Below are 19,808 nucleotides of genomic sequence, written 5' to 3' on the forward strand. Positions count from 1 at the left end.
GAACGCAGCGGTCCCTGTGGGAGCGGGTTTACCCGCGAAACAGACACCGCAGTGGATGGCACGGGCTGCGCCCGTGTTCGCGGGTAAACCCGCTCCCACAGGAGGTAGACCATGACCACGAGCCACAGCGTGCGCAGCCGCCTCCCCGGTACCGACAAGCGTGCCGAGCGCGACTACATGCCGGAATTGGCCGGTGCCACCCTGGACGACTCGTCGCGCCTGTCGCGCCTTACCGTGTGGCTGGCCGGGGCGCTGATCCTGGTAGCGCTGGTATGGGCCAACTTCGCGGTGCTGGACGAAGTCACCGTCGGCGAAGGCAAGGCCATTCCTTCGAGCAAGGTGCAGGTGGTGCAGAACCTCGAAGGCGGGATCGTCACCGAGATATTCGTGCGCGAAGGACAGATGGTCGACAAGGGCGCCACGCTGCTGCGCCTGGACGACACCCGCTTCAAGTCGAACAAGGGTGAGAGCGAGGCCGACCGCTATGCCCTGACGGCGCAGGTCGAGCGTCTGTCGGCCGAAGCCGAGGGCCGCCCGTTCGAGCTTTCCCAGGAAGTGCGCGCCAAGGCGCCGCAGGTGGCCGAGGATGAAATCGCCCTGTACGGCTCGCGCCAGCGGCGTCTGGCCAGCGAGAAGCAGACACTCAACGAGCAACTGCGGCAGAAGACCCAGGAGCTCGCCGAGTTCCGCTCCAAGGTCGAACAATACCGTTCGGCACTGGCTCTGCTGCAACAGGAACTGAACATGTCCTCGCCGCTGGTGGGCACCGGAGCCATTTCGCCGGTGGAAATCCTGCGCCTCAAACAACGTACCGTCGAAGCCCGCGGCCAGCTCAACGCCACCAGCCTGGCCATTCCCCGCGCCGAGGCGGCGGTGGCGGAAATCCGCAGCAAGATCCAGGAGTCCGAGGCCAGCTTCCGCTCGGATGCGGCCAAGGAGCTCAACGACAAGCGCACGGAGCTGTCGAAGATCACCGCCACCAGCATCGCCATCGACGACCGGGTCAACCGCACCACGGTCGTGTCGCCGGTGCACGGCATCATCAAGTTGCTCAAGATCAACACCATCGGCGGCGTGGTGCAGCCGGGCAGCGACCTGGTGGAGATCGTGCCGATCGAGGACAACCTGCTGATCGAGGCCAAGGTGCGCCCGCAGGACGTGGCATTCCTGCACCCGGGGCAGGTGGCGATGGTCAAGTTCAGCGCCTACGACTACACCATCTATGGCGGGCTCAAGGCCAAGCTGGAGCTGATCGGCGCCGACACCGTCACCGACGACAAGGGCAACGCGTTCTATCTGATCCAGGTGCGCACCGAGAAGAACCACCTGGGCGGAGATAACAAGCCACTGCTGATCATTCCAGGGATGACCGCCACGGTGGATATCATCACCGGGCAGAAGAGTGTGCTGGATTACCTGTTGAAGCCGGTGCTCAAGGCGCGGACCGAAGCGATGCGCGAGCGATGATGGAAGAATACCGCGCTGCATGGCCAGGGCTTCGCCCTGGTTCGCGGGTGAACCCGCTCCCACAGGTTCCGCGCCACTCTTAAACTCGGCTTAGATCCTGTAGGAGCGGGTTTACCCGCGAAGAGGCCCGCACTGACACCTTTAATCCCGCCCAGTGTGATTACGCTCGAACGTCTCCACGCCCATGGCCCTTATCTGCCCCTCGATCAACGCCTCGAACGGCCGCAACAGCGCATCGAACCGCCCCGCCCCCTCCAGCACGTTCAACGCCTGCACCACCGCCTCCAGCGTCGACAGCGCCCCCGCCTGCGGCGCCTTGCGCAACCGATAGCGCGACGGCGCCACCTGCCCCAGGGTCATCCGGGGCAACGCCTCCAGCAGCGGGTTGAGGTACAGCAACTTGCGCGCCTTGCGCCAGGTGCCGTCGGGCACGATCAATAGCAGCGGCAGCTCGTCCCCGCTGCCGTAGGCCGCCAACGCCTGGGCCTGCTCGCCGGGGAACAGCAAGGCCACGCGATACCCAGGCGTTTGCAGCAGCGCGGGCAACTCAGCGAACACCTCGCCCACGCGCAACTCGGCATTGACCAGCCCCAAGGCAGCCAAACGAGCAGTGTTCAAGGCGTGGGAAGATTCACTCGGATGTTGCAGCAGCACCACACGGGTACGGCTGTCGAGGCGGGGAATCAGCGCGCAAAGGCAGTGGTCCAGCGGACGCTGGCAGCGCTCGCAGCGGGGTCTGGGCATCGGTATCTCCTTACCGCGCGCAGTGTGCCACAGCCTTGCGAAAAAGCCCCACGTCCTTGTGGGAAAAGACGACGTCAACGGTTGAAGCGTTCGGCCAGGCTGTGCAGGTACTCGGCCATGCGCTCCAGGTCCTGGCTGATCTCGGCGCCCTGCTGGGCCTGCCCGGCACTCTGGTCGCAGAGCTGGGCGATGCGCACGATCTGCTGGTTGATGTCCTCGGCCACATGGCTCTGCTGCTCGGAGGCCGTGGCCATCTGCTGGCTCATGCCGGTGATGCGGCTCACCGCCTGGACGATGCCACACAGCGCCGACTGTACCGCCTCGACGCTGTGCACGCTGTCGCGGGAGATCTGCTCGCCCCGACTGGCGCTGCTGACCGCCCGTTCGGCGCCCGCGCGCAGGGAGGCGATGATCTGGTGGATTTCCTCGGTGGAGGAGCGGGTGCGCTGGGCCAGCGAACGCACCTCGTCTGCCACCACCGCGAACCCCCGGCCCTGCTCACCCGCCCGCGCTGCCTCGATGGCGGCGTTGAGTGCCAGCAGGTTGGTCTGCTCGGCAATCGAGGTGATCACATCCACCACGCTGCCGATCGACTGGGTCTGCTCGGCCAGGGCATTCACCGCCTGGCCGATATCCCCCACCGCCTCGCTCATGCTGCCCATGGCCTTGAGGCTCTGCTCGGCCAGTTCACTGCCCTGCTGCGCCAGCTGGTCGCAGTCGCTGGCGGCGTGGGCGGTGCTCTGCACGTTATGGGTGACCTGCTGGATGGTCGCGGCCATCTGCGCGATGGCGGTGGCCGACTGGTCGGTTTCGCTGCGCTGGCGGTCGAGCATCTGCGCCTGGGCGTCGGACAGCTCGGCGGACTGCGCGGCCCGCGACTTGACCCCGACACCGGCATCCACCAGGCGGGTCAGGGCCGTTTGCAAACGTGCCTCTTCGCTGACGATGGCCAGATCCAGTTGCCCACGCAGCCCAGGGTTGTCGCTGTAGGTCAGGGCCACCAGCGGGCTGGTGAAGGCCTTCGGGTGCTGCGCCAGGGTGCGGCGAATGGCGCTGTTCTGCCGTTGCTCGATCAGGAACCAGGCACCCAGCAGGCTGGCCATCAACACCGCCAGCGCGGCATAGGCCGGCAGCCACAGGTAACCGGTGGCCGACAGCAGCCCGGCCACGACCAGTGGCCAGCCTTCACCCAAGTGATGCAGCGCGCGCGCCGCCCAGGGCACAGGTCGACGCCCCTCGCGCAACCGCGCGTAAAGTGCCTCGGCGCGGCGAATCTGCTCGCGGCTGGGCACCGAACGTACCGACTCGTAGCCACTGATGCGGCCGTTTTCGTAGACCGCCGTGACGTAGGCGCTGACCCAGTAGAAATCGCCGTTCTTCGCACGGTTCTTGACCACGCCCATCCACGGCTTGCCTTGTTTGAGGGTGTCCCACATATGGCCGAACACCGACGGCGGCATGTCAGGGTGGCGCACCAGGTTGTGCGGCTGCCCCACCAGCTCGTCGTAGGTGAAACCGCTGATCGCCACGAAGGCGTCATTGCAGTAGGTGATGCGGCTGTTGAGGTCGGTGGTGGAAATGAGTCGCTGCTCGCTGGGGAAGGTTCTTTCATGCTCAGTGACGGGCAAGTTCATGCGCATCGTGGCGATCCTTGCTTGATTAGAGGGGGAAATTCCAACAAAGCAAGTAAAGGTTTAGCAGAGCTTTTTCAGGCCGGTGATAAGGATTTTGTCGGAAGTTCCCCATCTGACGGAATGTATCCAAAGGGCATATCCACGCATTTGAATACCAACAGCGGCTGTAACCTTTCACCCGACGTTCAGTTGCGACTTGAGCAGGTCGCGGAAGGTCTGGATCAGCGGCTCCCGACTGCGCCCGCGGCGGATGATCAGCGAGAACGGCGCCTGGTAGCCAAAGGTGGAAGGCGACAGCACGCGCAGGTCGCCCTTGTCGACCCAGGCCTGGGCGTAGTGCTCAGGCAGGTAGCCGATGTAGGCACCGGAAAGAATCAGGATCAGTTGCGCCTCCATGCTCTCCACTGTCGCCGCGCTGTGCTTGAAGCCATGGCGCGCCAGCTCCGCCTGGCTCCAGTAGCCTCGACCGACCATGCGCTGCTGGGTAATCACCTGGGCGGGAATACGTCGCTCGCTGAACAGCGAATGGCGGCTGCTGCAGTACAGCCAGTGTTGCTCGCGGTACAAAGGCTGGTAGACCAGCCCGCTCATGCGTGAGGAGAACGCGCCGATGGCCAGGTCCAGGCGGTTGTCCTGCACACCCAGCTGCAACTCGTAGGGGCTGGACACCGACAGGTGCAGGTGCACGCCCGGGTGCTCCTGGCTGTAGGCACCGATAGCTTCGGCCAATGGCAAGGCACGGTCGCCGACCGTAGAGTCGATCACTCCCAGGTTCAGCGTGCCCCGCAGTTCACCCTTGAGTGCGGCGGCATATTGCTCGAAACCATCGAGCTCGCCGAGCAGGCGCAAGGTCTCCTGGTGGAACAGCTCCCCCTTGCTGGTCAGGCTGAAACCGCCACGCCCCCGGTGGCACAGCACCAGGCCCAGGGCGCTCTCCAGCTGGCTCATGTAGGTGCTGATGGCCGAAGTGGACAGGTTCAGCTCGCGCTGGGCATTGGCGAAACCCTGGTGACGCACCACGCTGACGAAGATGCGCAGCAGTTTCAGGTCGGGCATGGAGGACGCCATGGTGCAAGGGTTCCGCAGGCTGGAAATGCGCAGAGTCTACCTCGCTCGCAGGCCTTTAGTTCAGAAATTCCTGAAGTAAGTATTTGCCGGTAGCGATTCTTCCCGACCACCACCTTGCGCAGACTGCGGCGAAATGTCCCTGCTCCACGGCAATAGCGCCGCGGCAGAGGTACTGACAAACAGAACAATCGATCGACTGATGAGGCCCACCGTGGACAAGATTCTCCACCAACCACTGGGCGGCAACGAAATGCCGCGCTTCGGCGGCATCGCCACCATGCTCCGTCTGCCCCACCTGCAAAGCGCCGAAGGCCTGGACGCCGCCTTCATCGGCGTGCCGCTGGACATCGGCACCTCGCTGCGCTCCGGCACCCGCTTCGGCCCGCGACAGATCCGCGCCGAATCGGTGATGATCCGCCCGTACAACATGGCCACCGGCGCCGCTCCGTTCGACTCGCTGTCGGTGGCCGACATCGGTGACGTGGCGATCAACACCTTCAACCTGCTCGACGCCGTGCGCATCATCGAAGAGGCCTACGACGAGATCGTCGAGCACAATGTCATCCCCATGACCCTGGGGGGCGACCACACCATCACCCTGCCGATCCTGCGGGCCTTGCACAAGAAGCATGGCAAGATCGGCCTGGTGCACATCGACGCCCACGCCGACGTCAACGACCACATGTTCGGCGAGAAGATCGCCCACGGCACCACTTTCCGCCGCGCCGTGGAAGAAGGCCTGCTCGATTGCGAGCGCGTGGTGCAGATCGGCCTGCGCGCCCAGGGCTACACCGCCGACGACTTCAACTGGAGCCGCCGTCAGGGCTTTCGCGTGGTGCAGGCCGAAGAGTGCTGGCACCAGTCGCTGGCGCCACTGATGGCCGAGGTGCGGGAAAAGGTCGGCGGCGGGCCGGTGTACCTGTCCTTCGACATCGACGGCATCGACCCCGCTTGGGCACCGGGCACCGGCACCCCGGAAATCGGCGGCCTGACCACCATCCAGGCCATGGAGATCATCCGCGGTTGCCAGGGCCTGGACCTGATCGGCTGCGACCTGGTCGAAGTCTCGCCCCCCTACGACACCACCGGCAACACCTCGTTGCTGGGCGCCAACCTGTTGTTCGAGATGCTCTGCGTACTCCCAGGCGTGGTGCGCCGCTAGGCCGAACGAAACACCGCTGTGCAGGCACATTGCAAGCCTTGAGAAAGACCCCGGGCAGGAGCCGTCAGGGAGGGCCATTGAGGCCCACCAACACAACACGAAGACCGTTGGGCGCGGTGAGCCCGCCCGAGCGGTCGATCTCGCCATAATAAAGATAATCGGAGACACCCATGGCCTTGGACATCATCGTTGTAGTGCTTTATGCCGCCGCCATGCTCGGGCTTGGCTACTACGGCATGCGACGCGCGAAAACCCACGAAGACTACCTGGTAGCCGGGCGCAACCTCGGCCCGACCCTGTACATGGGCACCATGGCCACCACCGTGCTGGGCGGTGCCTCCACCGTCGGTACCGTGCGCCTGGGCTACGTGCACGGCATTTCCGGCTTCTGGCTCTGCGCCGCGCTGGGCCTGGGCATCATCGCCCTGAACCTGTTCCTCGCCAAACCCTTGCTGCGCCTGCGCATCTTCACCGTGACCCAGGTGCTGGAGCGGCGCTACAACCCCATGGCGCGCCAGGCCAGCGCGGTGATCATGCTGGCCTACGCGCTGATGATCGGCGTGGTCTCCACCTTGGCCATGGGCACCGTACTGCAAGTGTTGCTGGACGTGCCGTTCTGGATGGCGCTGCTGTTCGGCGGCGGCGTGGTGGTGGCTTATTCGACCATCGGCGGCATGTGGTCGCTGACCCTGACCGACATCGTGCAGTTCGTCATCAAGACCGTGGGGCTGATGTTCATCCTGCTGCCGGTGTGCGTATACAAGGCCGGCGGCTGGGACACCCTGGTGGCCAAGCTGCCGGCGGCCAGCTTCCAGCTGACCACCATCGGCTGGGACACCATCGTCACCTACTTCCTGATCTACTTCTTCGGCATCCTGATCGGACAAGACATCTGGCAGCGCGTGTTCACCGCCCGCGACGAGAAGGTCTGCCAGCGTGCCGGTACCGCCGCCGGTATCTACTGCGTGCTGTACGGCCTGGCCTGCGCGATGATCGGCATGGCCGCCCATGTGCTGATGCCGGACCTGGCCAACCCGAACAACGCTTTCGCCGAGATGATCAAGACCACGCTGCCCGACGGCATCCGCGGCCTGCTGATGGCGGCGGCACTGGCGGCGATGATGTCCACCGCGAGCGCCGGCCTGCTGGCAGCCTCCACCACCCTGACCGAAGACCTGCTGCCCAAGCTGCGCGGCGGCAAGCAGTCGAGCCTTGGCGTGAACCGTCTGTTCACCCTGCTCACCGGCCTGGCGGTGCTGGCCATCGCCCTGGCAGTGAACGACGTGATCGCGGCCCTGACCCTGGCCTATAACTTGCTGGTCGGCGGCATGCTGATCCCGCTGATCGGTGCGATCTTCTGGAAACGTGCGACGACCGCTGGGGCCATCGCCAGCATGTCGCTGGGCTTCATTACTGCGCTGTTCTTCATGTTCAAGGACGGCATGGAGGCCAACTCGCCGATCTACTACAGCCTGGCGGTGGGCCTGGTGAGCTTCGTGCTGGTCAGCCTGCTGTCGCGCAAGCCGGTGGCGGCGGTGAACCTGGCCTGAGGCCATTCAATGCCACCCCGCGCTGATTGACTCATTGATTTAGCAGGGCTGTGTGGGAGCGGGTTTACCCGCGAAGAATCCAACACGGTGTATGGCCGGGGCTATGCCCCGGTTCGCGGGTAAACCCGCTCCTACAGGGGCTCCACCTGCCTCAGAACGGGGTGCAATAAAAAGGCCGCTGCATCGGCAAGATGCAGCGGCCTTTCTCATGGCTTTCAGCGGCGACGCGGCTGGCGTTTGCGCTGTTCTTCGTCAGTCGGTATCGGCACCGGCTGCAATGGTGGCGGGAGCAAGCCCAGGGCGACGGCAAGGTCGTGGAGCCAGTTGTACATGCGCTTGTTCATAGTGCCCCCTTTACGGGTCAGCCTCACGGCAAATCCAATTCTTGCGATGCTTCATACAGATCATAGTCCGATGTTCTGTATTGCGCATGCCTCTACTCCTACAGATAAGGCCGAGTTTGACGCGGATCAAGCGGAAAGCGCAGGTGCCGACGGCCGGTCAACTGTTTCTGTTTGTTGCACATCGATCCACGCCTGCAAATTTGCTCCGCACATGCCCTGGCGCCACATCAGCCAGGTGACCGCCTGGTCGAACGGCGCCTGCAACCGGTGGGCAGTGACTTGATCACGCCCCGGCAGGCTATCGAGCATCGAGCGCGCCATCATTGCCACCCCGGCGCCGGCAATCACACAGGCCAGCATGCTCTGGTAGGACTCGATCTCCAGCACCCGCCCCATGGGCGTATGGGCATGGGCGTACCAAGCCTCCAGGCGCATGCGGTACGAGCAACCCTGCCGAAAGGTGAATACCGCCTTGCCCGCCACGTCCCGCGCACTGTGCACGACCGGGTGCTCGGGGCTGGTGAGCATGACCAGCTCCTCGACGCACAGCGGGATGCCATCCAACCCGGCCAGGCGCGGAGGACCGTCCAGCAGGGCGGCGTCCAGGCGATGGTTGAGCAACCCCTCGAGCAATTCGTTGCTGGGCGCCGCCTGCACTTGCAGGTTCACCGCCGGATAGGCCTGGTGGTAGCGCGCCAACAGCTTCGGCAAATGAATCGCCGCCGTGCTGTACATCGTGCCCAGCACGAAATCACCTGCAGGCTCACCGCCCTGTACAGCGGCGATCGCCTCGTCGCGCAAGGTCGACAAGCGGTTGGCGTAATCCAGCAGCACTTTGCCAGCAGGTGACAGCTGCAAGCGCTGGCGCTCGCGCAGAAACAACTCCACGCCCAATTGCTCTTCCAGCTGGCGCAGGCGGGTGGACAGGTTCGACGGCACACGATGCAAGCGCTCGGCGGCGCGCGTCACCGAACCCTCTTCGGCCACGGCCTGGAAAATACGCAGCTGGCTGAACTCCATGACATTCTCCAAAACAGAATAACTTCATCATCATTATTCAATTTTATTGAAAGTCAATACGCCCTAACCTGCCATCCATCGCTTATCACCGCGCAGGAGTTTTCTTCATGTCGCCCGTCCTACAACTGCTGGCCAGCGCCGTGGCCCTGATGATGGCCATGGGCATTGGCCGCTTTGCCCTCACTCCACAACTGCCTGGCCTGATCAGCGAAGGCCAGTTCGACCTCACCGCCGCTGGCCTGGTGGCCGCCGCCAACTACCTGGGCTACCTGCTCGGCGCGATCGATGCCATGTTCGCCCGCCAACCCCGGCAGGTCCGCCTGCGCCTGCATCTTGGCCTGTGGCTGTGCGTGCTGCTGACCCTGGCCTCATGGCTCGCCCACGGTTTCTGGAGCCACCTGATGCTGCGCTTGGGCACCGGCGTGGCCAGTGCCTGGGTGCTGGTGATGCTGACCAGCCTCAGCCAGCACGTCGCGGCCACCCATGGCCGGGCACGCCTTGGCGCGCTGGTGTTCGCCGGGCCTGGCGTGGGGATCGCGGTCACAGGTGTCTTGGCGTTGGTGGCGCACCTGCTGGGCCTCGGCTCGGCAGCACTGTGGTTGATCTATGCGGCGACCGCGCTGGCGATGCTGCTGGCTGTGCTGCCATGGCTGCCACGCGCCCAAGGCGTGCCGAACGCTCCAATGCGAGGCGTCGAGGGCCGGCCTCGTCGTACCGGCATCGGGCGGCTGGGTCTGGTGTACATGCTTTACGGCATTGGCTACATCCTGCCCGCGACCTTCCTGTCGCAGATGGCCAACCACCAGTTCCAGGGACAATGGCAGGCCGACCTGTTCTGGCCGGCGTTCGGCATGGCGGCGGCGCTGGGCGTGTTGCTGGTGAGCCTACGCAAGCCGGGACACACCTCGACCTGGTTGACCGCCACGTTGTGGCTGCAAGGCCTGGGCGTACTTGCCTGCCTGATGGGTGGCGGGTTGGGCCTGACGCTGGGTGTGTTGTTGTGTGGCGCGCCATTCCTGGCCTGCATGCAGCTGGTGATGCAACGTTCGCGGGAGCTGGCGCCCCATGCCGCGCAACGCAATGCCGGGCTGCTGACCGCCTGCTTCGCCATTGGTCAACTGAGCGGGCCATTGCTGGCAACGCTGAGCAACCACTTCGCAGGAGGGTTGCAGCCAGCGCTGGTGCTGGCCGCTTCGGGACTGGGTATCGCGGGGGTCCTGGTGCTGACCAGCGCCCGCGTTTATCGAGATGCAGGCACGCTGGCGCAGTGCATCAGCCGATAACCCGTCGCAATTGCCGACGTACCCAGGGCTCGGCGCTGACCATCACCACGCCTAGCAGCACCATCAGCGCCCCCAGCACGAAGTTCAGGCTCAGCGGCTCGTCCAGCAGCAGTACGCCGAAGGTCACCCCGAACAGCGGGGTGATGAACGAGAAAACCGCCAGGTTCGAAGCCAGGTACTTGCGCAGCAACCAGAACCAGGTCAGGTAACTGAAGAATGACACCACCAGCCCTTGGAACAGCACGCTGCCGATGGCCAGCGGTGTCACTACCACGGCGCCGATCTGCCCGCTGAGCAACGCCATCAGCAGCAGCCCGACGAAACCGACCGCCAGTTGGTAGAACAGCGTCAATGTCGCAGGGGCCTCGGACAAGCGCGATGCGCGCACCACCACCGTGGTCGCCCCCCAGGCCAACCCGGCGAGCACGCCCAACGCATCACCCCACAGCATGGAAGCATCGAGGGCATCGAACGACATGCCACCGGCGAATGCCGTGGCAATACCCCCGAACGCCAGCAGGATCCCCAACCACTGCAATGGCCGCAGCCGCTCGTTGGGCAGCAAAAGGTGCAGGCCTAGCGCGGTGAATACCGGAGCGGTGTAGAGAAACACCGACATATGTGCAGCAGAGGTCAGCTTCAAGCCTTCGGCGATGAACAGGAACTCCAGGCCGAACAACCCACCGGCCAGCAACCCGGCACGCCAAGTGCTGCCGACCTGCCCCCAGCCTCCGCGCCAGCAGATCATCAGGCCCACCAGCGCAGCGGCGATACCAGAGCGCAGCGCAGCCTGCATTACCGGCGCGATATCGGCAGCGGCCCATTTGATCAGTACCTGCTGGCAACCCCAGATCAGGCAAAGCCCGAGCATGACCTGCAGGGCGAAGGCATCGGGGTGTTTGCGGGCCGCGCTCATGGGCGGCCCCCACAGTTCAGGGTTGGCATCGGCAACGCTCGGCAGTGGCGAAAGGACTGCCGATTATCGGGTGTGCCGCCCGCTGATGACCAGCCTCGAACGCGTGGTCAGGCTATCTGCGCCTTGGCCGACACCCGCTCGAAGGTGCTTTCGTCCAGCGCATCTTCCTGATCGTCCAAAACCTGGCGTGGGTGCTCGAAGCCGGGGATGCTGCTATCGATCAGGCTGAGCAGGCGCGAACCGCGCTCGGTGAGCACGAAATTCTCGCCGTTGCCCCCCTCCTCTGGCGGTCGCATGTCGATGAAACCCCGCTCGAACAAGAGTTTTTCATACTCACAAGCGCGAGTCTTCAGGTGGTCGATATCGCCCACCGCCTCGCCTTTGGCAGCCACCGCCGCGGCGTGCTGTTCGGCATAGGGGCGAGGGGTGAAGCTGTGACCGGCGCCATTCTGCACCTCGTGCAGCAAGCGTTCGATCAGGTCCCAGTCGTAGGTGCTCATGGTGGTGGCCTCTTGCTGTGGACAGGGGTACACAGTTTCGGACTCACTGGGCCTGGGCAACGTTCAAACAGAATCAGCGTTGGCGTTGCTGTGCCTGCATGTATTGGCGCAGCAATTGGTTGATGCGCGTCTGGTAACCGCTGCCCTGCTCCTTGAACCAGGCCAGCACATCGGCGTCCAGGCGAATCGTCACGGCTTTCTTGGCCGGGACCTGCAACTGGGCCTGTTGGAAGAATGCATCGTCCAGCTCGGGAATATCCGAGGTGTCGATGTCGTGGTCCTGCTGCCGGGCCAGGCGGCTCCAGTCAGTTCTGGATGGTTCGGTCATAACGTATGGCCTCCTTTCTGGTGGCTTTTCGGGCAGAAATGATGCGAATCACATCACCACGCCGCTCGGTATATACAACCACGCCAACCAGCCCTCTCAGCCATCCGAGGCTGACCCAGCGGGCCTCGTCGTAGTCATGTCGGTCATCGCACACGCTCAACATCGGATGCAGGAACATTTCTGGCACGTCGTTGAAATCGATACCGTGCTTGCGGATGTTGAGCAGGTTCTTGCGCTCATCCCATTCAAACTGCATGGGACTGCACGTATTTACTTTTGTACATACACGATACGCCCTCCTGGCAACGAAGGCTAGAAGAGACATGAGGCACCCTTCAACGGAGCAAACGGCCGAAAGTGGCGATAAGGAAAAGCCCCACACAGGATGGGGACCACAGCTACAAGTACTCCCTAGTTCACTTGAACTTTCCCACTGCGTGAGTGCTCAACCCTTCAACCCTGTTGCAGAGGCTGTCGCCATGAAGATCGTGCACCGCATCACGCTGGTCACTACCCTGCTCTTCACCGTCCCCACCTGGGCCTGCACCCCGGAAGAAGCCACGCAAAAACGTGAAGAGCTGGCCAAGCTGGTCACTCAGCTGACCGAGCAGGACCCTCGCAAGGCCAAGGAAATCAACGATGAACTGCAAGGCATGGATCTGGGCACGGCGAGCAAGGACCTGCCGGACAAGTGCCAACTGATCGACAAGCGCATCGCGGAATTGAAAACAGCAGAAAAGAAAGCCGAGTGATCAAAGCCTCATCGCGGCATTGCACCGCGATGAGGCTGTAAAAGCCGTTACTCGGCAGCCGGGGTACGTTTCTTCAGCGGCGCCATGCCGTCGGCGCTGGCCAGCGGCTTGGCTTTAGGCTTGCCTGCCGGCTTGCGCTTGGCTGTGGCCTTCTTGTCGCCACCGCCCTTTTTCTCGACCTTTTTCTTCTTGCTACCGGCAGCCTTGCCCGAGGCCTTGACCTTCTTCGGCCCGCTGTATGTACCCTTGACCTCCTTGATGACCCGGCGCTCGAACTGCTGCTTGAGGTAGCGTTCGATGCTCGACATCAGGTTCCAGTCGTTGTGGGTGATCAGCGAGATGGCCAGGCCTTCGCCCCCGGCACGGCCAGTGCGGCCCACGCGGTGCACGTATTCGTCGCCACTGCGCGGCATGTCGAAGTTGATCACCAGGTCCAGGCCGTCGATGTCCAGGCCACGGGCCGCCACGTCGGTGGCCACCAGCACTTTGGAGCTGCCCTGCTTGAAGCGCTCGATGGCCAGCTTGCGGTCCTTCTGGTCCTTCTCGCCGTGCAGCACGAAGGCTTTCACGTCCTTGGCCACCAGGTGCCCGTAGATACGGTCGGCCAGGGCGCGGGTGTTGGTGAAGATGATCGCCTTGTCGAAGGTCTCGTTGGCCAGCAACCACTGCACGATCTGCTCTTTGTGCTGGTCGTGGTCGGCGGTGATGATCTGCTGGCGGGTGCCCTCGGCCAACTGCGAGACGCTGTTGAGCATCAGGTGCTCAGGGTCCTTGAGCACCTTGCCGATCACCTCGCGCAGGGCTGCACCGCCAGTGGTGGCGGAGAACAGCAGGGTCTGCTCACGGTTCTCGCACTCCTTGCACAGGCGCTCCATGTCCTCGGCGAAGCCCATGTCGAGCATACGGTCGGCTTCGTCGAGCACCAGCACCTGCACGTGGGACAGGTCGAGGTTGCCGGCATTGAGGTGTTCGAGCAGGCGGCCCGGGGTGCCGATCAGCACGTCCGGCACCTTGCGCAGGAGCGCGGCCTGTTCCTTGAAGTCTTCGCCGCCAGTGACCAGGCCCGACTTGATGTAGGTGAACTGCGAGAACAGCTGCACCTGCTTGAGGGTCTGCTGGGCCAGCTCCCGGGTCGGCAACAGGATCAACGCGCGGATCTCGACCCGAGGGCCGCTCAGGTCGACCAGGCGGTTGAGCATGGGCAGCACGAAGGCGGCGGTCTTGCCGCTGCCGGTCTGCGCCGTCACCCGCAGGTCGCGCCCTTGCAGGGCCAGGGGAATGGCCGCCGCCTGCACCGGGGTCGGCTCGACAAATTTCAGCTCGGCCACGGCTTTGAGCAGGCGTTCGTGCAGGGCGAATTGGGAAAACACGGGTGTACCTCAGGCAGATGCGGACAATTCGGTTGCATAGGGTAACGTTTTCCATCGCCTTAGCCGAATTTCTTTTGGCATCCTGCCCCGCTTCCACGCTCTAATGGCGCCTCGTTTCACACTGCATGGCATTTGGTTTCACATGGATATCCAACGACTCTGGCACGACTCCCTGGACCTCTGGGGCACCCTCGACCAACATCCTTTGCTCCACGCAGCCCTGGGCCTGGCGGTCCTGCTGCTGGTTTCCCTGCTGGTCGGGCGCCTGGCGCGTCTGCTGGTGATGCATGGCTCGCGCCTGCTGGCCCGGCAACCGGCGCTGCGCTGGCTGGACGACCTGCGCCACAACAAGGTGCTGCAACGCCTGGCGCAAACCACGCCGTCCCTGGTGATCCAATTCGGCCTGCGCCTGGTGCCGGAGCTGTCCGACAACGCCCAGCACTTCCTCGGCAACGTCGCCCTGGCCTTCACCCTGCTGTTCATGACCCTGGCGGTGTCGTGCCTGCTCGACGCCCTGCTGGACATCTACGCCCGCACCGAACACGCCCGCACCCGCTCGATCAAGGGCTATGTGCAATTGGCCAAGATGGTGCTGTGGGTATTCAGCGCGATCGTCATCGTCGCCACCCTGATCGACCGCTCGCCGTTGTTGCTGCTGTCGGGCCTTGGCGCGATGTCGGCGGTGCTGCTGTTGGTGTACAAGGACACCCTGCTGTCGTTCGTCGCCAGCGTGCAACTGACCAGCAACGACATGCTGCATGTAGGCGACTGGATCGAGATGCCCCAGGTTGGCGCGGACGGCGATGTGGTGGACATCACCCTGCACACGGTCAAGGTGCAGAACTTCGACAAGACCATCGTTTCCATCCCTACCTGGCGCCTGATGAGCGAGTCGTTCCGCAACTGGCGCGGCATGCAGCAGTCCGGCGGGCGCCGCATCAAGCGCAGCCTGTTCATCGATGCCGCCGGCATCCGTTTCCTCACCCGCGAGGAAGAACAGCGCCTGAGCCAGGTGAGCCTGCTGACCGACTACCTGGCCCAGAAGCGCCAGGAACTGATGCACTGGAACGAGTCCCTGGGGCCGGTGGCAGAGCTTTCGGCCAACCGCCGCAAGCTGACCAACATCGGCACCTTCCGCGCCTTTGCCCTGGCCTACCTCAAGCAGCATCCGCATGTGCAACAGGGCATGACCTGCATGGTGAGGCAGATGCAGACCACCGCCGAGGGCGTGCCGCTGGAGATCTACTGCTTCACCAACACCACGGTGTGGGCCGAGTACGAGCGTATCCAGGGCGATATCTTCGACTATCTGCTGGCGGTGCTGCCGGAATTTGGCCTGAGCCTGTACCAGCAGCCGAGCGGCAATGACATGCGCCTGGGGTTGGCGGGGCGTAGCGCCGCAGATGCTGTGCCACACCCTGCACAGGCGATGAACGAAGCCTGAAACCGGCGTGTCGATGCAGCCGTCAGGCGTTTCCGGGCTGCACCGCCCGCTGGGTTCCCAGGCGGCTCATCCACACCGAGGCGAGAATCACCGTCCCGCCCAATAGCAACCGCCCCAGCGGCTCGTCCTGGTTCCAGATCATCAGGTTCAGCAACAGCCCCACCGGCACATGCAGGTTGTTCATCACCGCAAGCGTCGCACCCGGCACCATGCACGCGCCCTTGTTCCACCAGTACAGGCCCAGCGCGGTCGGGCACAGGCCCAGGAACAGCAACACCAGCCACTGCACATCGGTGCTCGGCAAATGCTGGGTATTGCCGAACAGCAGGAACGCCGGCAGCACCACGATCAGCGCGCCCAGGTAGAAATAGCCGAAACGCTTGTAGTGCGGCAGGTCGCTGGGGTGACGGGCGACCAGGTGGCGATACAGCACCTGGCCGGCGGCGTAGGTGAAGTTGGCCAGTTGCAGCAACAGGAAGCCAATGAAGAAGTCGCCACTGATGCTGTCGAAACGAATCACCGCCGCTCCGGCCACCGCCACCAGCGCTGCCAGCAGCGCCCAAGGGTTGAAGCGCCGGTTCAGGGCATCCTCGATCAGGGTCACGTGCAGCGGCGTGAGGATGGTGAACAGCAGCACCTCCGGCACCGTCAGCACGCGGAAGCTCAGGTACAGGCAGACATAGGTGATGCCGTATTGCAGCGCTCCGATCAGCAGCATCGAGCGCATGAAGCGCGGCTCGACCTGGCGCCAGCGGGTCAGCGGGAGGAACACCAGCCCGGCCAGCACGACCCGCGCCAGCACCGCGAAATAGCTGTCGACATGACCGGCCAGGTATTCGCCGATCAAGCTGAAGGAAAACGCCTGGATCAGCGCGACGATAATCAGGTAGCCCATGGTTGCCTCTCGAAAATCAAGGCGGCGACCTTAGCGGGTTGCGGGGTGCCAGGGCAACTGCGGCGTCTGGTTCGCGCGCAGTCCCTGTAGAAGCGGGCTTTGCTGCTGACAATCAAGCTTTCCAGTCGATCTCCCGTGCCAGCACTTCGACCAGTTGCGCGGCAGGCATCGCGCGGGCCAACGGCGCGCCCTGCCCGGCCCATTGCACGGCGAAGTCGCTGTTGCCCTGGGCGCTGGCAGCGGCGGTGAGGGCCTTGTTGGCGTCGTAGGTATAGGGGTAGTCCGGCAAGGCCAGGGCCGGCAGGCTGAAGTTGCGATTGACCATGCCTCGCGCGGGCCTGCCGGAAATGGCGCTGGTCACCTGGGTATGGTGCGCACGCGGGCCGTGCAGCGCTTCGCGGAAGGCCGCATTGGCCGCCGATTCCGGGCACAGGATGAACGCGGTGCCCATCTGCGCGGCGGCGGCTCCCAGGCCCAGCACGCTCGCAATACCCGCGCCGTCCATGATCCCGCCCGCCGCGATGATCGGCAGCTTGCAGTGCTGCTTGAGCACCCGCACCAAGGCCAGTGTCCCCATGCAGGTGTCTGCATCGGGCTCGAACACCCCTCGGTGCCCGCCGGCCTCGTAGCCTTGCGCCACCAGCGCATGCACACCGGCACGCTGCGCAAGCTCGGCCTCGGCCAGGGTCGTCACGCAGCACAGCAGCACGATGCCGGCGGCCTTCAGGGCATCGACGAACGGCTGCGGCGGCAGGCCGAAATGAAAGCTCACCACTGCCGGCTTTTCTTCCAGCAGCATCTGCAACATGGCCGGGACCTCGACGAAGGACGGGTAGATTTCCTTCAGGGTCTGCGGCGGTTGCGCCCCGAACTCGGCGAAATACGGCGCCAACGCGTCGAGCCAGGCCGCCTCGCGCTGCTCGTCGCGCAGCGCAGGCCGGTGGCAGAACACGTTGACGTTGAACGGCCGACGCGTAAGGGCGAAGGTCTCACGGATCAGGGTCCGCGCCTGCTCCACCGAACTTGCGCCGATACCAATGGAGCCGAGGGCGCCGGCATTGGAAACCGCCGCGGCCAGGGCCGGCGTCGACACCCCGACCATAGGTGCCTGGATGATCGGAAGCCTGATACCCAACAGTTCCAGCAGTTCATCGCTCATGCTTTGCTCCGCAACAGTCCACTAAAGCTCGCCCGTGAGGAATTGCGCCCGCCCCCGGCCAAACGACCAGTCGGCATCGCCGTTTTCCACCATGGACACGATCAGGTCGTCGGCATGCAGCCCGCAGGCGAATTGCAGCTTCTCGGCCAACAGATGATAGAACGCCACCTTTTCATCGGTACTGCGCTTGCGCGAAACCACCGTCAACAGCACCACATCGTGCGAGCGCCGGTAACCGAGCCCAGTGTCGCACAGCACCAGCTCGCCGGCCTTGTGCTGGGTAACGCATTGATAGCGGTCGCTTTCGGGTACGCGAAACGCCTCTACCATGGCCTGGTGGGCAGCATCGAGCAGTTGCTGCAATTGCCGCTCGTCGCGGCCTTGGATCACATCGAACTTCAACAACGGCATGTCTGTTGACCTTGTCGAGCGGGTGCGCACATCCCTGCGAACAGCCAGGCTCTGGTTGATCGGCTATCGGGCGAGTGCCCGACGCAACTTTACGCGCCAAAAAACACCCACGTAAAATGATGATTAGATATCCCATGAATCACAAATAGTGATAGGTAGGCAGCCCATGGAAATGCGTCAGTTGAAGATCTTCTGCGCCGTGGCCGAGTGCGGCAGCTTCACCGCCGCTGCGGCGAAGATAAACACCGTACAGTCCAACGTGACCATGCGTATCAAGGAGCTCGAGGCCGAGCTGCAACGGGAGCTGTTCATCCGCAGGAAAACCGGCGTCACGCTTACTGCGGCGGGCGAGACCTTTCTCGGCTATGCCAGGCGCATCCTGCAACTGACCGAGGAAAGCCGCAGCGCCCTGCTGGACACCGGCGTCCCCACAGGCCCCTTGCGCCTGGGTTCCATGGAAACCACCGCGGCCATCCGCCTGCCGAAGATTCTTACCCATTACCGCGAACGGCACCCCGATGTGCAACTGTCACTGCTTACCGGCACCACCGCCGAGCTGATCAAGGCTATCGAGAGCCACCGCATCGACGGGGCATTCGTGGGAGGCTTCCACCAGAACGCCACGCTCGCCCAGCAAGAAATGTTCAACGAAGAGCTGATGCTGGTCAGCAGCGACCAGTTCAACTCGCTGCAGGCGTTGATGGCCAAGATGCCATCCCAGACCGTGCTGGTGTTTCGCACCGGCTGCTTCTATCGCTCCACGCTGGAGAACTGGTTCTATCGGGTGGGCGTGGTGCCCAACCAGATCATGGAGCTGGGTACGCTCGATGGCATCCTCACCTGCGTGGCCGCCGGCATGGGGGTGACTCTGCTGCCCAAGTCGGTGGTGCAGAACTGCAGCGTGCGCGAGTCGCTTCGTTGCCATGCGCTGCCGGCCGAGTTCGCCCATATTTCCACGGTATTCATCCGCCGCGCCGATGCAACGCCAACCTCGGCCATGAATGCCTTCGTCGCGCTCGCGCAGCAGAAAGCTGCAGCGACTGGCTGACAGGCAAAAAAAAGCCCAGCCACCATTGGCCGGGCAGGTACACCTAAGGAGCAACAGGTGTCAGGGTTGGGAATTCGGATTACGCCACTGCCGCCAGCTTCGCCTTGGCCTGGTTCAGGCCCTTCTCATGGAAGTCGCCGCTCATGTTCAGGCCTTCGGCGTGGATGAAGTCCACATCGTGGATGCCGATAAAGGCCATGACCTGACGCAGGTAGGGTTCCTGATGATCGCTGCTGGCGCCGGCATGAATGCCGCCACGGGCGGTCAGCACGATGGCGCGCTTGCCGACCAGCAGCCCCTGCGGGCCGGTGGGGGTGTACTTGAAGGTGATGCCCGCACGCAGCACGTGGTCCAGCCAGGCCTTGAGGGTGCTGGGGATGGCGAAGTTGTACATCGGCGCGGCCATTACCAGCACATCGGCGGCCAGCAATTCTTCCGTCAGCTCGTTGGAGCGAACCAGTGCCTCGGCCTCGGCGGCGCTACGCTGATCCTCAGGTTTCATCCAGCCACCGAGCAGGTTGGCATCCAGGTGCGGCACCGGAGTCACGGCCAGATCGCGTACGGTGATCGGGTCGCTCGGGTGGGCGGCCTGCCATTGCTGGATGAAGTCGCGTGTCAGCTGACGGGATACGGAATCCTGCTGGCGGGCGCTGCTTTCGACGATCAGTACGCGGGACATGGGGGTGCCTCCATCGGCAATAAAGGGTTGCGAT

At 63.8% G+C, this 19,808-nt stretch carries 21 protein-coding genes; 7 read left to right on the forward strand and 14 right to left on the reverse strand.

The annotated features are described in order from the left end of the window. Positions 1 to 111 precede the first annotated feature (111 nt). On the forward strand, positions 112 to 1,467 hold the full coding sequence (locus RAC97_RS11510) for an HlyD family type I secretion periplasmic adaptor subunit (RefSeq protein WP_375099406.1): 1,356 nt from the start codon (positions 112 to 114) through the stop codon (positions 1,465 to 1,467). Positions 1,468 to 1,608: 141 nt separating this feature from the next. Here the strand turns inward: RAC97_RS11510 and RAC97_RS11515 are convergent, their stop codons facing one another. The 3 genes from RAC97_RS11515 to RAC97_RS11525 all read right to left on the reverse strand — a co-directional run bounded on the left by RAC97_RS11515 (position 1,609) and on the right by RAC97_RS11525 (position 4,913). Beyond that, positions 1,609 to 2,211, reverse strand: a complete 603-nt coding sequence (locus tag RAC97_RS11515; RefSeq protein ID WP_375099407.1) for a tRNA-uridine aminocarboxypropyltransferase — start codon at positions 2,209 to 2,211, stop codon at positions 1,609 to 1,611. Between the two features lie 74 nt (positions 2,212 to 2,285). After that, the gene (locus RAC97_RS11520; protein ID WP_375099408.1) at positions 2,286 to 3,851 is read right to left on the reverse strand and encodes a methyl-accepting chemotaxis protein; all 1,566 of its coding nucleotides are present in this window, start codon (positions 3,849 to 3,851) and stop codon (positions 2,286 to 2,288) included. A gap of 168 nt (positions 3,852 to 4,019) precedes the next feature. Next, on the reverse strand, positions 4,020 to 4,913 hold the full coding sequence (locus tag RAC97_RS11525) for a LysR family transcriptional regulator (RefSeq protein ID WP_375099409.1): 894 nt from the start codon (positions 4,911 to 4,913) through the stop codon (positions 4,020 to 4,022). Between the two features lie 211 nt (positions 4,914 to 5,124). Between RAC97_RS11525 and speB the strand changes: the two genes are divergently transcribed. Together speB and RAC97_RS11535 are read left to right on the forward strand one after the other, a co-directional pair. After that, entirely contained in the window at positions 5,125 to 6,075 is a 951-nt protein-coding gene (gene speB, locus RAC97_RS11530; RefSeq protein WP_375099410.1) for an agmatinase, read from the forward strand. A gap of 170 nt (positions 6,076 to 6,245) precedes the next feature. After that, on the forward strand, positions 6,246 to 7,625 hold the full coding sequence (locus tag RAC97_RS11535) for a sodium:solute symporter (RefSeq protein ID WP_375099411.1): 1,380 nt from the start codon (positions 6,246 to 6,248) through the stop codon (positions 7,623 to 7,625). A 215-nt stretch (positions 7,626 to 7,840) separates the two neighbouring features. Here RAC97_RS11535 and RAC97_RS11540 read toward each other — a convergent pair whose 3' ends face one another. Beyond that, complete coding sequence (locus tag RAC97_RS11540; protein WP_256815133.1) at positions 7,841 to 7,969, reverse strand: PA1414 family protein; 129 nt, start codon at positions 7,967 to 7,969, stop codon at positions 7,841 to 7,843. A gap of 126 nt (positions 7,970 to 8,095) precedes the next feature. Continuing rightward, positions 8,096 to 8,989, reverse strand: a complete 894-nt coding sequence (locus RAC97_RS11545) for a LysR substrate-binding domain-containing protein (protein ID WP_375099412.1) — start codon at positions 8,987 to 8,989, stop codon at positions 8,096 to 8,098. Positions 8,990 to 9,096: 107 nt separating this feature from the next. On the opposite strand from RAC97_RS11545, the gene RAC97_RS11550 reads away from it, so the two are divergent. Continuing rightward, positions 9,097 to 10,272, forward strand: coding sequence for an MFS transporter (locus tag RAC97_RS11550; protein WP_375099413.1), 1,176 nt, complete (start codon positions 9,097 to 9,099; stop codon positions 10,270 to 10,272). On the opposite strand, the gene RAC97_RS11555 is transcribed toward RAC97_RS11550, so the two are convergent. The 4 genes from RAC97_RS11555 to RAC97_RS11570 form a co-directional block, all read right to left on the reverse strand. After that, positions 10,262 to 11,188, reverse strand: a complete 927-nt coding sequence (locus RAC97_RS11555; protein WP_375099414.1) for a DMT family transporter — start codon at positions 11,186 to 11,188, stop codon at positions 10,262 to 10,264. The genes RAC97_RS11550 and RAC97_RS11555 overlap by 11 nt on opposite strands. Positions 11,189 to 11,295: 107 nt before the next feature. Continuing rightward, entirely contained in the window at positions 11,296 to 11,688 is a 393-nt protein-coding gene (locus RAC97_RS11560; RefSeq protein WP_375099415.1) for a transcriptional regulator, read from the reverse strand. A 73-nt stretch (positions 11,689 to 11,761) separates the two neighbouring features. After that, the gene (locus tag RAC97_RS11565) at positions 11,762 to 12,016 is read right to left on the reverse strand and encodes a BrnA antitoxin family protein (RefSeq protein WP_375099416.1); all 255 of its coding nucleotides are present in this window, start codon (positions 12,014 to 12,016) and stop codon (positions 11,762 to 11,764) included. Next, on the reverse strand, positions 11,994 to 12,272 hold the full coding sequence (locus tag RAC97_RS11570; RefSeq protein WP_375099417.1) for a BrnT family toxin: 279 nt from the start codon (positions 12,270 to 12,272) through the stop codon (positions 11,994 to 11,996). Before RAC97_RS11570 ends, RAC97_RS11565 begins: the two co-directional genes overlap by 23 nt. Before the next feature lie 223 nt (positions 12,273 to 12,495). On the opposite strand from RAC97_RS11570, the gene RAC97_RS11575 reads away from it, so the two are divergent. Beyond that, positions 12,496 to 12,768 (forward strand): hypothetical protein, encoded by a 273-nt coding sequence (locus tag RAC97_RS11575; protein ID WP_375099418.1) that lies wholly within the window; start codon positions 12,496 to 12,498, stop codon positions 12,766 to 12,768. A gap of 47 nt (positions 12,769 to 12,815) precedes the next feature. Here the strand turns inward: RAC97_RS11575 and RAC97_RS11580 are convergent, their stop codons facing one another. Further along, entirely contained in the window at positions 12,816 to 14,138 is a 1,323-nt protein-coding gene (locus RAC97_RS11580; protein WP_375099419.1) for a DEAD/DEAH box helicase, read from the reverse strand. A 142-nt stretch (positions 14,139 to 14,280) separates the two neighbouring features. On the opposite strand from RAC97_RS11580, the gene RAC97_RS11585 reads away from it, so the two are divergent. Further along, positions 14,281 to 15,582 (forward strand): mechanosensitive ion channel family protein, encoded by a 1,302-nt coding sequence (locus tag RAC97_RS11585; RefSeq protein WP_375099420.1) that lies wholly within the window; start codon positions 14,281 to 14,283, stop codon positions 15,580 to 15,582. Between the two features lie 22 nt (positions 15,583 to 15,604). Here the strand turns inward: RAC97_RS11585 and RAC97_RS11590 are convergent, their stop codons facing one another. From RAC97_RS11590 to RAC97_RS11600, 3 genes are all read right to left on the reverse strand, one after another. Beyond that, a complete protein-coding gene (locus tag RAC97_RS11590) occupies positions 15,605 to 16,477 on the reverse strand; it encodes a carboxylate/amino acid/amine transporter (RefSeq protein WP_375099421.1) in 873 nt (290 codons plus the stop codon). A 112-nt stretch (positions 16,478 to 16,589) separates the two neighbouring features. Continuing rightward, positions 16,590 to 17,636 (reverse strand): NAD(P)H-dependent flavin oxidoreductase, encoded by a 1,047-nt coding sequence (locus RAC97_RS11595; RefSeq protein ID WP_375099422.1) that lies wholly within the window; start codon positions 17,634 to 17,636, stop codon positions 16,590 to 16,592. Positions 17,637 to 17,657: 21 nt separating this feature from the next. After that, a complete protein-coding gene (locus RAC97_RS11600) occupies positions 17,658 to 18,047 on the reverse strand; it encodes a tautomerase family protein (protein WP_375099423.1) in 390 nt (129 codons plus the stop codon). 166 nt (positions 18,048 to 18,213) lie between these two features. Here RAC97_RS11600 and RAC97_RS11605 point away from each other — a divergent pair, with 166 nt between their 5' ends. Beyond that, positions 18,214 to 19,095 (forward strand): LysR family transcriptional regulator, encoded by an 882-nt coding sequence (locus RAC97_RS11605; RefSeq protein WP_375099424.1) that lies wholly within the window; start codon positions 18,214 to 18,216, stop codon positions 19,093 to 19,095. A gap of 79 nt (positions 19,096 to 19,174) precedes the next feature. On the opposite strand, the gene RAC97_RS11610 is transcribed toward RAC97_RS11605, so the two are convergent. Next, positions 19,175 to 19,774, reverse strand: coding sequence for an FMN-dependent NADH-azoreductase (locus RAC97_RS11610; RefSeq protein ID WP_375099425.1), 600 nt, complete (start codon positions 19,772 to 19,774; stop codon positions 19,175 to 19,177). Positions 19,775 to 19,808: the final 34 nt, after the last annotated feature.

The sequence above is a fragment of the Pseudomonas sp. LS_2 genome (assembly GCF_042709235.1).
In the GTDB taxonomy this organism is placed as follows: domain Bacteria; phylum Pseudomonadota; class Gammaproteobacteria; order Pseudomonadales; family Pseudomonadaceae; genus Aquipseudomonas.

Coding starts and splice junctions, on each gene's coding strand:
- RAC97_RS11510 (WP_375099406.1), top strand. CDS start 112: ATGACCACGAGCCACAGCGTGCGCAGCCGCCTCCCCGGTACCGACAAG.
- RAC97_RS11515 (WP_375099407.1), bottom strand. CDS start 2,211: ATGCCCAGACCCCGCTGCGAGCGCTGCCAGCGTCCGCTGGACCACTGC.
- RAC97_RS11520 (WP_375099408.1), bottom strand. CDS start 3,851: ATGCGCATGAACTTGCCCGTCACTGAGCATGAAAGAACCTTCCCCAGC.
- RAC97_RS11525 (WP_375099409.1), bottom strand. CDS start 4,913: ATGGCGTCCTCCATGCCCGACCTGAAACTGCTGCGCATCTTCGTCAGC.
- RAC97_RS11535 (WP_375099411.1), top strand. CDS start 6,246: ATGGCCTTGGACATCATCGTTGTAGTGCTTTATGCCGCCGCCATGCTC.
- RAC97_RS11540 (WP_256815133.1), bottom strand. CDS start 7,969: ATGAACAAGCGCATGTACAACTGGCTCCACGACCTTGCCGTCGCCCTG.
- RAC97_RS11545 (WP_375099412.1), bottom strand. CDS start 8,989: ATGGAGTTCAGCCAGCTGCGTATTTTCCAGGCCGTGGCCGAAGAGGGT.
- RAC97_RS11550 (WP_375099413.1), top strand. CDS start 9,097: ATGTCGCCCGTCCTACAACTGCTGGCCAGCGCCGTGGCCCTGATGATG.
- RAC97_RS11555 (WP_375099414.1), bottom strand. CDS start 11,188: ATGAGCGCGGCCCGCAAACACCCCGATGCCTTCGCCCTGCAGGTCATG.
- RAC97_RS11560 (WP_375099415.1), bottom strand. CDS start 11,688: ATGAGCACCTACGACTGGGACCTGATCGAACGCTTGCTGCACGAGGTG.
- RAC97_RS11565 (WP_375099416.1), bottom strand. CDS start 12,016: ATGACCGAACCATCCAGAACTGACTGGAGCCGCCTGGCCCGGCAGCAG.
- RAC97_RS11570 (WP_375099417.1), bottom strand. CDS start 12,272: ATGCAGTTTGAATGGGATGAGCGCAAGAACCTGCTCAACATCCGCAAG.
- RAC97_RS11575 (WP_375099418.1), top strand. CDS start 12,496: ATGAAGATCGTGCACCGCATCACGCTGGTCACTACCCTGCTCTTCACC.
- RAC97_RS11585 (WP_375099420.1), top strand. CDS start 14,281: ATGGATATCCAACGACTCTGGCACGACTCCCTGGACCTCTGGGGCACC.
- RAC97_RS11590 (WP_375099421.1), bottom strand. CDS start 16,477: ATGGGCTACCTGATTATCGTCGCGCTGATCCAGGCGTTTTCCTTCAGC.
- RAC97_RS11595 (WP_375099422.1), bottom strand. CDS start 17,636: ATGAGCGATGAACTGCTGGAACTGTTGGGTATCAGGCTTCCGATCATC.
- RAC97_RS11600 (WP_375099423.1), bottom strand. CDS start 18,047: ATGCCGTTGTTGAAGTTCGATGTGATCCAAGGCCGCGACGAGCGGCAA.
- RAC97_RS11605 (WP_375099424.1), top strand. CDS start 18,214: ATGGAAATGCGTCAGTTGAAGATCTTCTGCGCCGTGGCCGAGTGCGGC.
- RAC97_RS11610 (WP_375099425.1), bottom strand. CDS start 19,774: ATGTCCCGCGTACTGATCGTCGAAAGCAGCGCCCGCCAGCAGGATTCC.